The sequence below is a fragment of the Ralstonia sp. R-29 genome, from assembly GCF_049913345.1.
Taxonomy (GTDB): Bacteria; Pseudomonadota; Gammaproteobacteria; order Burkholderiales; family Burkholderiaceae; genus Ralstonia.
Genome location: NZ_CP184377.1, coordinates 1,052,028 through 1,066,303 on the forward strand (window position 1 = coordinate 1,052,028; position 14,276 = coordinate 1,066,303).

Here is a 14,276-nt window from a genome sequence, read left to right on the forward strand (position 1 = left end):
TCGCCGATGAGGATGGCGTCAGTCGCGCACCAGCCGCGTACCGGCCAGGCGGTCATGCAGGAACTGGCGTTGCGGGTCCAGCCACGCCAACGCACCCCACGCCAGCACGCAGACCAGCGCAACGCCAGCGCCCGCCCAGCGTGAAACCCCGCTCACGTGAATGATGCCGACAGCGACTGCCACCCAGATCCACGCCAACGCATAGCGCACCACGGCACGCCCGAGCGAGATGCGCGAGCCATCCGCATTCACCACGCGCATCCGCCACGTCTGCATGGCGAGCGTTTGACCACGCTTGCGCCAAAACCCCACGAAGTACAGACCTAGCGCGAAGAAGCCCCACACTTGCAGGCCGACATCGCCCGTACGCGCCAACGGCGGCACGATTGCGCGCAGCAGTAGAAAGATCGCCGTCGCGCCGAACATCACGCCAAACAGCAGCAGCCCCTCGTAGAGCATCGCAGCCAAGCGGCGGCGCAGCGTGGGAGCGACCAGTGAGTCATGCGCCCCAACGGGCGAAGTGGGGAGAGCGGTATTGGGCATCGAACCGGGTGAGCGCAAGCGTCGCGCTGTCGATCATGCGCCGGCGGAAGGTGCGCGGCGCGTGATCGGATTATGCCAAACGGTGTGCCGGGCTTAGCCGCCCAGCACGGTGGACGGCGGTGGGTTGCCGGAGTCCCCTTCCGTGTTGGTCGGTGACGCCGTCGGATGTGCAGGCGCAATCGGCGTGACTGGCGTCTGAGGCGCGGAAACCGCCGGCGCCTGCGCCGGCGCTGCAGGCGGTGCGGACGCTGTACCCGTGGACTTGGCAGGCGCAAGCGGATTCGGCGCCGATTTGGTCGTGCCCGGCTTGGTGCGTGCGCCGTGATGCAGCGCCTTGGCGGCATCCTTGGCGAGGACTGCGTTGCCCGGCAAGGCAGTCACTGCAGACGGGCGTTTCTGCGCCTTTGCCGCAGCGGCGAGCGCCTTCTTTTGCTCTTCCGGGAGTTCCTGATAGCGTTGCCAAGCCTCGCTTTTCTTCTGCAGTGGAACGGACTTGCTGGTCTGGAAGTTTTCGCGGGCGCGGTGACGCTGTTCTGGCGTCAACTTGACCCAGTCAGCCATGCGTGTCTGCAGTCGCTGCTGCTGCGCGGGCGTGTACTTTGGGTACGCCTGCGTGATCTGCAGCCACTTTTTGCGCGCGAGTTCAGGCATGCCATTCCATTCCGGAGCCAGCGGCGCGAGGATACGCTGCTGCACGATGGTCAACTCTGACCAGTTCGGGTGGATGGACGGTTGCGGATTCGTCGTAGGCGGCGTCGGCAATGCCAGCGGCGCGCTGGCCGTCACGCTGGGCGCGGACGCGGGTGCCGATGCTGCAGGCATTTGTCCTATCGCCAACTCAGCCGTGAGCAGCCCCGCTGCGCCAAGGAGCGCAAGGAAGCCGACGCGCAGGCGCAGGAGCCGATCGCCTCGCGGTGGTTGGCCGTGGGTGCGGTGCAAATTGCTCATCGATCAGCCTTTCACTGATCGCGTTTATCGAGATACTGATGGAAGCCTTGATCGGCGTAGGCGGCCAGCGGCAGATCATCGAGCAACATCGCAGCATCGACTTCGGCGAGTTCGTCCACGCGTTGCTGCTGTTGCCACTGATAGATGCCGGCCAACCCAGCCACCAGCGCGATGGTCGGCCACAGCAGCCCAAAGCGGCGCAGGAAGGCGCCAACACGGTGGAGCGGCGAGGGCGTGCCGCCCTCCGCGTCGAAGGAGACGGAGCCGCCCCCCGGCATGGCCAAGGCGGGCGAGTGCACCGTGCGCGGTGCTTCCGCTTTCTTATGTGCGAGCGCTGTCCGGCGCGCCGCAGCGAGGCGGTCACGCACATCGGGCGGCAGCTGTCCGGCCGACTCATTCAGAGCGGTGCGGACGGCATGCGCAAAACGGCGTTCTCGGAGTTCTACCTTGTTCATAGTCGGATCCCTCGCGCCCTCAGCGCTTGGGCCAGGGCGTGCGTTGCCCGCGAGCAGTGCGTCTTTACGCTCCCCTCGGAACAGCCCATTGCCTGGGCCGTTTCAGCAACATCCATGTCCTCCCAGTAACGCATCAGGAAGGCCTCCCGTTGACGCGTCGGGAGCTTCTCGATCTCGCGCTCCAGAATTTCCAGCATTTGGGCGCGTTCAACCTTGTCGGCGCTGCTTTCGGCCGCTGTGGAGCCGGCTTCACTTTCGATCAGCTCCAAGGGGTCGGTGTCGTCGCCCTCGGCGTCCGTGCGGAAGCTGGAGAACAGGCTGACCCACGTATTGCGCACCTTGGTGCGGCGAAACCAGTCGTGGATCGTGTTTTGAAGAATGCGCTGGAACAGCAGCGGCAGTTCGGCACCGGGCTTATCGCCGTATTTCTCGGCCAGCTTGATCATCGCGTCCTGCACGATGTCGAGCGCGGCGTCATCATCGCGGACCGCGAATACTGCCTGCTTGAAGGCGCGTTTTTCGACGCTTATGAGGAAGGCCGACAGTTCCTGTTCAGAGGCCATACAACGGCGGAGCGAATCCTAAGGGGGGGGCGGTCTGGCGAAATTTCACAATGTCACGGCGTGACGCAATGTGAGCATAACGCCGCACGGCAACGACGGCCTGAACCGTCAAAAATGTTGCGATGCTAGCAAAAATGCGGGTCCGCGGACAGTCCAACTGTCTGGCGGGCCGCGTTCCTGGGCGAATCGCGCCGCTGCTGGACCGGCATGCGGCATTGCAGTATCATCGTCGGTTCACAATATCTGTGGTTTGTCTCATCTGGCTGCCCATCAGGCGGTCCATCCATGCAGACGCGCACCGCTCAAATCCGCGCCATAAGCCCGGTAGAGAGCATCCAAACAATTTTTTGCCGAAAATTGCAAAGGACTGACATGAATATGCCAAGCGCGGAATTTTCCCACGCCAATAGCGGTTCATCTGCCGACATGATGGGGTCTGACATCCTCGTCAATGCGCTCGCGGCAGAAGGCGTCGAGTTCGTCTGGGGTTACCCCGGCGGCGCGGTGCTCTATATCTACGACGCGTTCTACAAGCAAAACAAGATCGAACACATCCTGGTGCGCCATGAACAGGCGGCAGTCCATGCGGCTGACGGCTATGCGCGTGCCACGGGCAAGGTCGGTGTCGCCTTGGTGACCTCCGGCCCGGGCGTGACCAATGCCGTGACCGGCATCGCCACCGCCTACCTGGATTCGATCCCGATGGTGATCATCACCGGCAACGTGCCGACGCACGCCATCGGCCAGGACGCCTTCCAGGAATGCGACACCGTCGGCATCACCCGACCGATCGTCAAGCACAACTTCCTGGTCAAGGATGTGCGCAACCTCGCTTCGACCATCAAGAAGGCGTTCTACATCGCCGCGACCGGCCGTCCGGGCCCGGTGGTGGTGGATATCCCGAAGGATGTTTCGCGCGAGATGTGCAAGTACGAGTATCCGAAAACCATCGAGATGCGCTCGTACAACCCCGTCAACAAGGGGCACTCTGGACAGATCCGCAAGGCGGTGAGCCTGCTGCTGCAGGCCGAACGTCCGTACATCTATTCGGGTGGTGGCGTGGTGCTTGCCGAGGCCAGCGAAGAGTTGCGCCAACTGGCTGCACTGACGGGTTATCCGGTCACGAACACGCTGATGGGCCTGGGCGCATTCCCCGGCACCAGCAAGCAGTTCGTCGGCATGCTGGGCATGCACGGCACGTACGAAGCCAACATGGCGATGCAGAACTGCGACGTGCTGATCGCCATCGGCGCGCGCTTTGACGATCGCGTGATCGGCAGCCCGGCGCACTTCACGTCGCAGCCGCGCAAGATCATCCACATCGACATCGATCCGTCGTCCATCTCCAAGCGAGTGAAGGTCGACATCCCCATTGTCGGCAACGTCAAGGACGTGCTGCAGGAGATGATCGCCCAGATCCAGTCGGGTGAAGCCAAGCCGAACAAGGCGGCACTGGCCAAGTGGTGGGAGCAGATCGAGCAGTGGCGCAGCGTCGATTGCCTGAAATACGACCGCACCTCCGAGATCATCAAGCCGCAGTACGTGGTCGAGAAGATCTGGGAACTGACCAACGGCGACGCATTCATCTGCTCCGACGTTGGCCAGCACCAGATGTGGGCCGCGCAGTTCTACAAGTTCAACGAGCCGCGCCGCTGGATCAACTCCGGTGGCCTGGGCACGATGGGCGTGGGTCTGCCGTACGCCATGGGCATCAAGAAGGCGTTCCCGGACAAGGAAGTCGTCACCATCACCGGTGAAGGCTCGATCCAGATGTGCATCCAGGAACTGTCGACCTGCCTGCAGTACGACACCCCGGTGAAGATCTGCTCGCTCAACAACGGTTACCTGGGCATGGTCCGCCAATGGCAGGAAATCGAGTACGACAACCGTTACTCGCACTCCTACATGCAGGCATTGCCCGACTTCGTGAAGCTGGCCGAAGCGTATGGCCACGTGGGCATGCGCGTTGAAAAGACATCCGACGTCGAGCCCGCGCTGCGCGAAGCCTTCCGACTCAAGGATCGCACCGTGTTCCTCGACTTCCAGACCGACCCGACCGAAAACGTCTGGCCGATGGTCCAGGCAGGCAAGGGCATCTCTGAAATGCTGCTCGGCGCGGAGGACCTGTAATGCGCCACATCATTTCTGTCCTGCTGGAAAACGAACCGGGCGCGCTGTCGCGTGTGGTGGGCCTGTTCTCGGCGCGCGGCTACAACATCGAGACGTTGACGGTCGCCCCGACCGAAGACGCCTCGCTGTCGCGCATGACAATCGTCACGACTGGTTCGGACGACATCATCGAGCAGATCACCAAGCACTTGAACCGCCTGGTGGAAGTCGTCAAGGTCGTCGACCTGACCGAAGGTGCGCACATCGAGCGCGAGCTGATGCTCGTGAAGGTGCGCGCAGTCGGCAAGGAGCGCGAGGAGATGAAGCGTACGGCGGATATCTTCCGCGGCCGCGTCATCGACGTGACCGAGAAGACTTACACGATTGAGCTGACCGGCAACGGCAGCAAGCTTGACGCGTTCCTCGATGCCATCGATCGCGCTGCCATTCTTGAGACCGTCCGCACGGGTGGCTCGGGCATCGGCCGCGGCGAGCGCATTCTGAAGGTTTGAACCGGCGCGTGAACCAGCGTGTAAATGCGGCCGGACCCCATCGATATTGAAGTATTTGAAAATTAGGACATCACCATGAAAGTGTTTTACGACAAGGACGCCGACCTCTCCCTGATCAAGGGCAAGAACGTCACCATCATCGGCTACGGCTCGCAAGGCCATGCCCACGCCCTGAACCTGAATGACTCGGGCGTGAAGGTCACGGTCGGTCTGCGCAAGGGCGGCGCGTCGTGGAACAAGGCCGTCAATGCCGGCCTGCAGGTCAAGGAAGTGGCCGAGGCGGTGAAGGAAGCCGACGTTGTCATGATCCTGCTGCCGGACGAGCAGATCGCTGACGTGTACAAGAACGAAGTGCACGGCAACATCAAGCAAGGCGCCGCTCTGGCGTTCGCTCACGGCTTCAACGTGCACTACGGTGCCGTGATCCCGCGCGCTGACCTGGACGTCATCATGATCGCCCCGAAGGCCCCGGGCCACACCGTGCGTGGCACGTACAGCCAAGGTGGCGGCGTGCCGCACCTGATCGCTGTGCACCAGGACAAGTCGGGCGCTGCACGTGACATCGCCCTGTCGTACGCCACCGCCAACGGCGGCGGCCGCGCCGGCATCATCGAGACCAACTTCCGCGAAGAAACCGAAACCGACCTGTTCGGCGAACAAGCTGTGCTGTGCGGCGGTACGGTCGAACTGATCAAGGCCGGTTTCGAGACGCTGGTGGAAGCCGGCTACGCTCCGGAAATGGCGTACTTCGAGTGCCTGCACGAGCTGAAACTGATCGTCGACCTGATCTATGAAGGCGGCATCGCCAACATGAACTACTCGATCTCGAACAACGCCGAATACGGCGAGTACGTCACTGGCCCGCGCGTCGTGACGGACGAGACCAAGAAGGCCATGAAGCAATGCCTGAAGGACATCCAGACCGGCGAGTATGCCAAGAGCTTCCTGCTGGAGTACAAGGCAGGCCAGCCGACGCTGATCTCGCGCCGCCGCCTGACCGAAGAGCACCAGATCGAGCAAGTTGGCGCCAAGCTGCGCGCGATGATGCCGTGGATCGCCAAGAACAAGCTGGTCGACCAGTCGAAGAACTGATCGTCCGCACCTTGTGCGAGAAGAAAGCCAGCCTTCGGGCTGGCTTTTTTTATGCTGAATCGACTGGATTTACCACCGTTTCAAGTGCTGGTGCAGCCCCGTGTCGGCTAGAATGCCGCATTTCCTTCAAGACGCTGTCGAGGTCTGATTTGAACAACACGTATCCGCATCCCATCATCGCCCGCGAGGGCTGGCCGTATCTGGGCGGGATTTTCATCGTCTCGCTTATCGTGCAGATGGCCGCCGGCTTCGGCTGGGCGTGGCCGTTCTGGGTGCTGACGCTGTTTGTGCTGCAGTTTTTCCGCGATCCTGCGCGTGCCGTGCCGACGCAAGCCAACGCGATCCTCTCGCCGGCAGACGGCCGCATCGTAGCCGTCGAACAGGTGCGTGACCCGTACACCGATCGTGATGCGCTGAAGATCAGCGTGTTCATGAACGTCTTCAACGTGCACTCGAACCGCGCGCCGGTGGATGGCACGGTGCAGCAAGTGCAGTACTTCCCGGGCAAGTTCGTCAATGCCGATCTGGACAAGGCGTCGCTGGAAAACGAGCGCAACGCGGTCGTGCTGCGTCGCGTTGACGGCCAGGTCGTCACGTCGGTCCAAGTCGCGGGTTTGATTGCGCGGCGTATCCTTTGCTATACCAGGGCAGGCGAGACGCTCGCGCGTGGCCAGCGCTATGGTTTCATCCGCTTCGGTTCGCGCGTCGACGTGTACCTGCCGCTGACCGCGCGCCCGCGCGTGACGATCGGCGAAAAGGTGTCCGCCACGCTCACGGTGCTTGCAGAGCTGGACTGATCCGGAGGCCGCCATGCCCGCGTTCAACCGACGCAAGAAGCGTTTTACCGCCAGCAACGTCACGCATTTGCGTCCGCTGCGTCACAACCAGCCGCGCTCGGAGGACGATGATCTGGAAGTCATCCGCCCGCGCCGCCGTGGCATTTACCTGCTGCCCAACGCCTTCACGACGGCTGCGCTGTTCGCTGGCTTTTTCGCCATCGTGCAGGCGATGAACCTGAACTTCGAGACGGCTGCGATTGCCATTTTCGCGGCCATGGTGCTGGATGGCATGGACGGTCGCGTAGCCCGCATCACCAATACGCAAAGCGCGTTTGGCGAGCAATTCGATTCGCTCTCGGACATGGTGTCGTTTGGCGTTGCTCCAGCGCTGGTGATGTACGAATGGATCCTGCGCGACCTGGGTAAGTGGGGCTGGCTGGCTGCATTTGTGTACTGCGCGGGCGCCGCGCTGCGTCTGGCGCGCTTCAATACGAACATTGGTTCGGTCGATAAGCGCTTCTTCCAAGGCATGCCGAGCCCGGCTGCCGCAGCGCTCATCGCGGGCTTCGTCTGGCTGGCAATCGATAACAAGCTTCCCGTCAAGGAGGTTTGGATGCCGTGGGTGGCTTTCGGGCTGACGCTGTACGCAGGACTGTCGATGGTCTCGAATGCGCCGTTCTACAGCGGCAAGGCACTCGATGTGCGGCATCGTGTGCCGTTTGGCGTCATGGTGCTGGTGCTCGTGCTCTTCGTGGTGGTCTCGAGCGACCCGCCGGTGGCGCTGTTCGGGCTGTTTGTCGGCTACGCGGTGTCGGGTTACCTGCTGTGGGGCTGGCGCACGCTGCATGGTCAACAGGGTAGTCCGCGCGTGCCGAAGCAGGCCACGGATGACGCACACGGGTGATCGATGCGCGGCACGAGTGTGCGCTTGCGTCAATTTTTGAATTCGTCTATAGTCGTTCGCATGCTTTCGCACCCGATTTCCATTCTGATTACGCTAGTCTCGATTGATGGCCTACTAGGTCGTCAGGTCGGGACACGCGCGTAGGAAATCGCAAGACAAGGCAAGCAGAAACAGCCAAGTTTTCGCGAACCAGGATTCACAGCGCCCCGGCCTGCAACCATGCACGCCGGGGCGTTTTGCATTCTGCGCCGCCAAAATCCAAATATTCGAGACACCACCAAGACTGACGCCAAAAACGTCACCCCACCAAGGAGCCGCCATGAGCGACAAACTGATTATTTTCGACACCACCTTGCGCGACGGCGAGCAGTCCCCCGGTGCGTCGATGACCAAGGAAGAGAAGATCCGCATCGCCAAGCAGCTCGAGCGGCTCAAGGTGGACGTGATCGAGGCCGGCTTTGCCGCCAGCTCCAATGGGGATTTCGAGGCGATCCGCGCGATTGCTCAGTCGGTCAAGGATTCGCGTATCTGCTCGCTGGCTCGTGCGAATGATCGCGATATTTCCCGCGCTGCCGAGGCGCTCAAGCCGGCTGGCCAGTTCCGTATCCACACGTTCATCGCCACGTCGGCGCTGCACATGGAGAAGAAGCTGCGCATGACGCCGGATCAGGTGTATGAGCAGGCGCGTCTGGCCGTGCGCTTTGCGCGCCAGTTCACGGACGACATCGAGTTCTCGCCGGAAGACGGCAGCCGTTCGGACATGGACTTCCTCTGCCGCGTGCTGGAAGGTGTGATTGCCGAAGGTGCGACCACCATCAACCTGCCGGATACGGTGGGCTATGCGGTGCCGGAAGGCTACGCGGCGCTGATCCGCTCGGTGCGCGAGCGCGTCCCGAATTCGGACAAGGCGATCTGGTCGGTGCATTGCCATGACGATCTGGGTATGGCCGTTGCCAATTCGTTGACCGCTGTTCAATTGGGTGGCGCGCGCCAGATCGAATGCACGATTAACGGCCTGGGCGAGCGCGCCGGTAACACCAGCCTCGAAGAAGTGGTGATGGCGGTCAAGACGCGCCGCGACTACTTCAATCTTGACGTCGGCGTCGACACCACGCAGATCGTGCCGGCCTCCAAGTTGGTTTCGCAGATCACCGGTTTCGTGGTGCAGCCGAACAAGGCCGTGGTGGGCGCCAATGCGTTCGCGCACGCTTCGGGCATCCACCAGGATGGCGTGCTCAAGGCGCGTGACACCTATGAAATCATGCGTGCCGAAGATGTGGGCTGGACGGCCAACAAGATCGTTCTCGGCAAGCTGTCGGGCCGCAACGCGTTCAAGCAGCGCCTGCAGGAACTGGGTATCGAACTGGATTCGGAAGCCGAACTGAACGCCGCCTTCACGCGCTTCAAGGAACTGGCCGACCAGAAGGCCGAGATCTTCGATGAGGACATCGTTGCCATCGTTTCGAACGAAGCGCAGCAGAGCGAAGGCGAGCACTTCCGCTTCGTGTCGCTGGCGCAGCGCTCGGAAACCGGTGAGCGCCCGCACGCACGCATCGTTTTCGTTGCCGACGGCAAGGAAGTGACGGGCGAAGCGGAGGGCAATGGCCCGGTCGACGCCACGCTCAACGCTATCGAAAGCAAGGTCGCCAGCGGCGCTGAACAGCTTCTGTACTCCGTCAATGCGATCACCACCGGCACGCAGGCGCAGGGCGAGGTGACGGTGCGTCTGTCCAAGTCGGGCCGCATCGTCAATGGCGTGGGCACCGATCCAGACATCGTGGCTGCATCTGCCAAGGCCTATCTGGCCGCGCTGAACAAGCTGCAGGACAAGAGCAGCGAAAAACTCAACCCGCAGATCTGATCGCGGGGTTCGCCAACACACGCAGGAGTCAGCCCAGACCCCACACGATCACCACAGAGCGCGCTGCCGGTTACCCACCGCGACGCGAAGCGGGTGCAGCAGCACCGGACGCGCCAGGAGCGTGCGCCATGCTGACTGTCTTTGAGAGCGATGTCCGTGCGATCCACGACATGGCCGACCCGAACATCCACGCCAGGTGATGCGCCTCGCGTGGATGTTGCCGTTGAAACGATCCCATGCGTCAAGTGCGGCTGCGCGTGCCTTGTGTTGGCGTGCGCAGCCGCTTTACCATCCGCGCTTCACGGAGATTTGCGATGGTGTTTCGTTGGTTCGTGGCCGCGCTGGCGGCCGTGGGGTTGTGCGGCGGGGCAAGTGCCCAGCCTGAAGCTGCGCCGATCCGGCTGGCGTTGATCGAGGGCCTCTCCGGCCCGTTCGCCAATGCAGGTGAGGCGGTGGACCGCAATCTGCGCATCGCCATCGAAGGCGTGAATGCGCGCGGTGGCGTGAAGCTGCCTGATGGTCGTCATCCCCTCGCGCTGGTGCGTTTGGATAGTAAGAACACCGTCGATGAATCGTTGTTGCAACTGCAGGCCGCCACCGATGCAGGCATGCGCTTCGTCCTGCAGGGCAACAGCTCGGCGGCTGCGGCGGCATTGTCGACGTCGATTTCACGCTACAACGAGCGTCATCCGGACGCGCGCGTACTGTTCCTCAACTACGCCGCCGTTGACCCGGCGTTGACCAACGAGGCCTGCAGCTTCTGGCATTTCCGCTTCGATGCGTCGGCCGACATGCGCATGCATGCGCTGACGGAAGTGATCCGCGCGGACAAGGCCGTCAAGAAGGTTTATTTGATCGGCCAGGACTACACCTTCGGCCGCCAGGTGGCGCAACTCGCACACCAGCAATTGAGCGAGAAGCGGCCGGACGTGACCATCGTCGGAGAGGTGCTGCACCCCATCGGCAAGGTGAAGGATTTCGCGCCGTACGTGGCGCGCATTGCCGCCTCGGGCGCGGACACCGTCATCACCGGCAATTGGGGGAATGACCTGACGCTGCTGGTCAAGGCGGCACGCGATGCCGGGCTCAAGGCGCGCTTCTTCACGTTCTATGGCAACTCGCTGGGTGCGCCGGGCGCGATGGGTGAGGCGGGCGTCGGCCGCGTGGTCGCGGTGGCGGAGTGGCATCCAAATCTGGGTGGCGCCAAGTCCGACGCGTTCTACAAGGCTTTCCGCGCGCGCTATCCGTCGCCTGCTGACGACTACCCGCTGCTGCGTGACCAGATGATGATCGACATGCTGGCCGCCGCCATCGAGCGTGCCGGCACCACAGAGGCGGGTGCCGTGGCGCGTGCGCTGCAAGGCGCTTCGCTCGATAACGGATTCCACCGCATCACGCTACGCGCGGAGGACCATCAAGCCATTCAAGCGCTGATTGTCACGCAGATGGAACGCGCTGGTACGCCCGGCGTGCCGTTCGACATCGAGGGTTCCGCCTATGGTTTTCGAACGCTGAAAGTGATTCCTGCAGCGCAAACGGCACTGCCGACGACGTGCAAGATGGTGCGCTATTGAGCGCGCCTGACACAGAACTGTCGTCAGGACGGGGTTCTCGGCTATAATCGCGGTCTTGCTGTCCAAACCGGATTCGGAATGGTTGGCAAGATCATTGTTCAACACGGCACCCGCGGCGGCCTTCTGGCGCTGCAGTGTCCGCAAGTCAAAGGAATCAAAATGTCCGTCGCTGACATCAAGAAGCAAGACATCGTCAAGGATAACGGCCGCAGCGCCAACGACACGGGTAGCCCGGAAGTGCAAGTTGCACTGCTGACCGCCCGCATCAACGAACTGCAGCCGCACTTCAAGGCGCACATGAAGGATCACCACAGCCGTCGTGGCCTGCTCAAGATGGTGAGCCGTCGTCGTCGTCTGCTGGACTACCTCAAGAGCAAGGATGCTGACCGTTACACCGCGCTGGTTGCCAAGCTGGGTCTGCGTAAGTAATGGTGGGTCTCACGCATTGCGCGTGATGAACAAGTGCCTGCGTCAGCATGCTGATGCAGGCATTTTGTTTTTGGCGGCCGCATTTGCGGCTGCGCCGGGCAACCGGCAATGATGGCAGTCGGTGACATCGCCGATTGTTAGGACCGGGGGCGGCAGGAAGCAGAATCTTGTGTCATTCCAGCGCGATGTTGAGCCGCAGCGCTGCGCTGGAATGGCATAAACACACCGCTGCAACCGCACCGTCTTCCGGAACGTGTTTGTCGCGGCGAAGCGTAATGAAGCGCGCCGCGAATACCGAACAGGAGATGCTATGACCATGTTCAATAAGGTCGTCAAAGAATTCCAATGGGGCGGCCATAAGGTCCGCATGGAAACGGGTGAGATCGCCCGTCAAGCGAGCGGTGCCGTGCTGCTCGACATGGAAGACACCGTCGTGCTCGCCACCGTGGTGGGCGCCAAGAACCCGAAGCCGGGTCAAGACTTCTTCCCGCTGACCGTCGACTACCTCGAGAAGACCTACGCCGCCGGCAAGATCCCGGGTGGCTTCTTCAAGCGTGAAGGCCGTCCGTCGGAAAACGAAACGCTGACCTCGCGCCTGATCGATCGTCCGCTGCGCCCGCTGTTCCCGGAAGGCTTCTACAACGAAGTCCAGGTCGTCATCCACGTGCTGTCGATCAACCCGGAAGTGCCGGCCGACATCCCTGCGCTGGTGGCTGCTTCGGCTGCACTGGCTGTGTCGGGTCTGCCGTTCAACGGCCCGGTGGGCGCTGCCCGCGTGGGTTACAAGGATGGCCAATATCTGCTGAACCCGAATCGCGCGCAACTGGCGCATTCGGAGCTGGACCTGGTCATGGCCGGTACTGAGCGTGCCGTGCTGATGGTCGAGTCCGAAGCCAACCAGCTGTCGGAAGAGATCATGCTGGGTGCCGTGGTGTACGGCCATGAGCAGTCGCAGATCGCCATTAACGCGATCCACGACCTGGTGCGCGAAGGCGGCAAGCCCGAGTGGGACTGGCAAGCTGCACCGAAGAACGAAGCGCTGACCGCCAAGGTGTCCGAGCTGGGCCTGGCCGATCTGCAAGCTGCTTACCAACTGCGCCAGAAGTCGGCCCGCAGCCAGAAGCTGAAGGAAGTCTACAAGTCGGTCGCAGCCAAGCTGGCCGAAGCCGGTGTGGAAGCCGACGGCGTGGAAGTCGACAACATCCTGTTCGAGCTCGAATCGAAGATCGTGCGCGGCCAGATCCTGAATGGCGAACCGCGTATCGACGGCCGCGACACGCGCACGGTGCGCCCGATCGAGATCCGTTCGTCGGTGCTGCCGCGTGCGCACGGTTCGGCCCTGTTCACGCGTGGTGAAACGCAAGCGCTGGTGGTGGCCGCCCTGGGCACCAAGAGCGACGAGCAGATCATCGACGCGCTGCAAGGCGAGTACCGTGACCGCTTCATGCTCCACTACAACATGCCGCCGTTCGCCACGGGCGAAACCGGTCGCGTGGGCAGCCCGAAGCGTCGCGAAATCGGCCACGGCCGCCTGGCTAAGCGCGCACTGATTCCGGTGCTGCCGGCTGCTGACGAATTCGGTTACACGATCCGTCTGGTGTCGGAAATCACCGAGTCGAACGGTTCGTCGTCGATGGCTTCGGTGTGCGGCGGCTCGCTGGCACTGATGGACGCTGGCGTGCCCCTCAAGGCGCACGTGGCTGGCGTGGCCATGGGCCTGATCCTGGAAGACAACAAGTTCGCCGTGCTGACCGACATTCTGGGTGACGAAGATCACCTGGGTGACATGGACTTCAAGGTGGCGGGTACCGACGCTGGTATCACCGCACTGCAGATGGACATCAAGGTGCAGGGCATCACCAAGGAAATCATGCAGGTGGCACTGGCGCAAGCCAAGGAAGGCCGTCTGCACATCCTGGGCAAGATGCAGGCTGCCATGGGTGGCGCCCGCGCCGAGCTGTCGGAGCACGCTCCGCGCATGATCACGGTCAAGATCAATCCGGAGAAGATCCGCGACGTGATCGGCAAGGGCGGCTCGACCATCCAGGCGCTGACCAAGGAAACCGGCTGCACGATCGATATCGGCGAAGACGGCACAATCACCATCGCGTCGACCTCGTCGGAAGGCATGGCCGAAGCCAAGCGCCGCATCGAAGGCATCACGGCTGAAGCCGAAGTGGGCAAGATCTACAACGGCACCGTGCTCAAGCTGCTGGACTTCGGCGCGATCGTGAACATCCTGCCGGGCAAGGACGGTCTGCTGCACATCTCGGAAATCGCCAACGAGCGTGTGAACCAGGTCTCCGACTACGTGAAGGAAGGCCAGGCTGTGCGCGTGAAGCTCTTGAGCACCGACGAGAAGGGCCGCATGCGTCTGTCGATCAAGGCCGCCAAGGCTGAGGAAGGCGACGTGCCGGCCGCTGCACCGCAGGCGCCGGGCGCTGGCGAAGCTGTGTCGCAACAGCAGCAGCAACAACAGCAGTAACCGTAGTAAAGGCGGCGGGGTT

General features: G+C 62.4%; 13 protein-coding genes. 9 read left to right on the forward strand and 4 right to left on the reverse strand.

Features of this window, described 5'->3' with window-relative positions; translation table 11 throughout:
* Nucleotides 1-18: 18 nt before the first annotated feature.
* The 4 genes from ACN9M1_RS04950 to ACN9M1_RS04965 form a co-directional block, all read right to left on the reverse strand.
* Nucleotides 19-543 (reverse strand): RDD family protein, encoded by a 525-nt coding sequence (locus tag ACN9M1_RS04950; RefSeq protein WP_426397891.1) that lies wholly within the window; start codon nucleotides 541-543, stop codon nucleotides 19-21.
* A gap of 93 nt (nucleotides 544-636) precedes the next feature.
* On the reverse strand, nucleotides 637-1,491 hold the full coding sequence (locus ACN9M1_RS04955; RefSeq protein WP_426397892.1) for a DUF3106 domain-containing protein: 855 nt from the start codon (nucleotides 1,489-1,491) through the stop codon (nucleotides 637-639).
* 11 nt (nucleotides 1,492-1,502) lie between these two features.
* Nucleotides 1,503-1,946, reverse strand: a complete 444-nt coding sequence (locus ACN9M1_RS04960; protein ID WP_426397894.1) for a DUF3619 family protein — start codon at nucleotides 1,944-1,946, stop codon at nucleotides 1,503-1,505.
* Entirely contained in the window at nucleotides 1,943-2,509 is a 567-nt protein-coding gene (locus tag ACN9M1_RS04965) for an RNA polymerase sigma factor (protein ID WP_426397896.1), read from the reverse strand. Before ACN9M1_RS04965 ends, ACN9M1_RS04960 begins: the two co-directional genes overlap by 4 nt.
* Before the next feature lie 372 nt (nucleotides 2,510-2,881).
* On the opposite strand from ACN9M1_RS04965, the gene ACN9M1_RS04970 reads away from it, so the two are divergent.
* The 9 genes from ACN9M1_RS04970 (at nucleotide 2,882) to pnp (ending at nucleotide 14,254) form a co-directional block, all read left to right on the forward strand.
* On the forward strand, nucleotides 2,882-4,639 hold the full coding sequence (locus ACN9M1_RS04970) for an acetolactate synthase 3 catalytic subunit (RefSeq protein WP_426397897.1): 1,758 nt from the start codon (nucleotides 2,882-2,884) through the stop codon (nucleotides 4,637-4,639).
* Complete coding sequence (ilvN, locus tag ACN9M1_RS04975) at nucleotides 4,639-5,130, forward strand: acetolactate synthase small subunit (RefSeq protein WP_426397899.1); 492 nt, start codon at nucleotides 4,639-4,641, stop codon at nucleotides 5,128-5,130. Before ACN9M1_RS04970 ends, ilvN begins: the two co-directional genes overlap by 1 nt.
* Nucleotides 5,131-5,205: 75 nt before the next feature.
* Complete coding sequence (ilvC, locus tag ACN9M1_RS04980; RefSeq protein ID WP_426397901.1) at nucleotides 5,206-6,222, forward strand: ketol-acid reductoisomerase; 1,017 nt, start codon at nucleotides 5,206-5,208, stop codon at nucleotides 6,220-6,222.
* 149 nt (nucleotides 6,223-6,371) lie between these two features.
* Nucleotides 6,372-7,019 carry a phosphatidylserine decarboxylase gene (locus tag ACN9M1_RS04985; protein ID WP_426397903.1) on the forward strand — a complete coding sequence of 216 codons (648 nt, stop codon included), beginning with the start codon at nucleotides 6,372-6,374 and terminating at the stop codon, nucleotides 7,017-7,019.
* Between the two features lie 13 nt (nucleotides 7,020-7,032).
* A complete protein-coding gene (gene pssA / locus ACN9M1_RS04990; RefSeq protein WP_426397905.1) occupies nucleotides 7,033-7,905 on the forward strand; it encodes a CDP-diacylglycerol--serine O-phosphatidyltransferase in 873 nt (290 codons plus the stop codon).
* Between the two features lie 319 nt (nucleotides 7,906-8,224).
* Nucleotides 8,225-9,766: a 2-isopropylmalate synthase gene (locus tag ACN9M1_RS04995; RefSeq protein WP_426397906.1), complete on the forward strand. Its 1,542-nt coding sequence runs from the start codon at nucleotides 8,225-8,227 to the stop codon at nucleotides 9,764-9,766.
* A gap of 314 nt (nucleotides 9,767-10,080) precedes the next feature.
* Entirely contained in the window at nucleotides 10,081-11,340 is a 1,260-nt protein-coding gene (locus ACN9M1_RS05000) for a branched-chain amino acid ABC transporter substrate-binding protein (protein WP_426397908.1), read from the forward strand.
* 159 nt (nucleotides 11,341-11,499) lie between these two features.
* Nucleotides 11,500-11,769 carry a 30S ribosomal protein S15 gene (rpsO, locus tag ACN9M1_RS05005; protein ID WP_252683993.1) on the forward strand — a complete coding sequence of 90 codons (270 nt, stop codon included), beginning with the start codon at nucleotides 11,500-11,502 and terminating at the stop codon, nucleotides 11,767-11,769.
* Nucleotides 11,770-12,079: 310 nt separating this feature from the next.
* The gene (gene pnp, locus ACN9M1_RS05010) at nucleotides 12,080-14,254 is read left to right on the forward strand and encodes a polyribonucleotide nucleotidyltransferase (protein WP_426397910.1); all 2,175 of its coding nucleotides are present in this window, start codon (nucleotides 12,080-12,082) and stop codon (nucleotides 14,252-14,254) included.
* Nucleotides 14,255-14,276 lie beyond the last annotated feature (22 nt).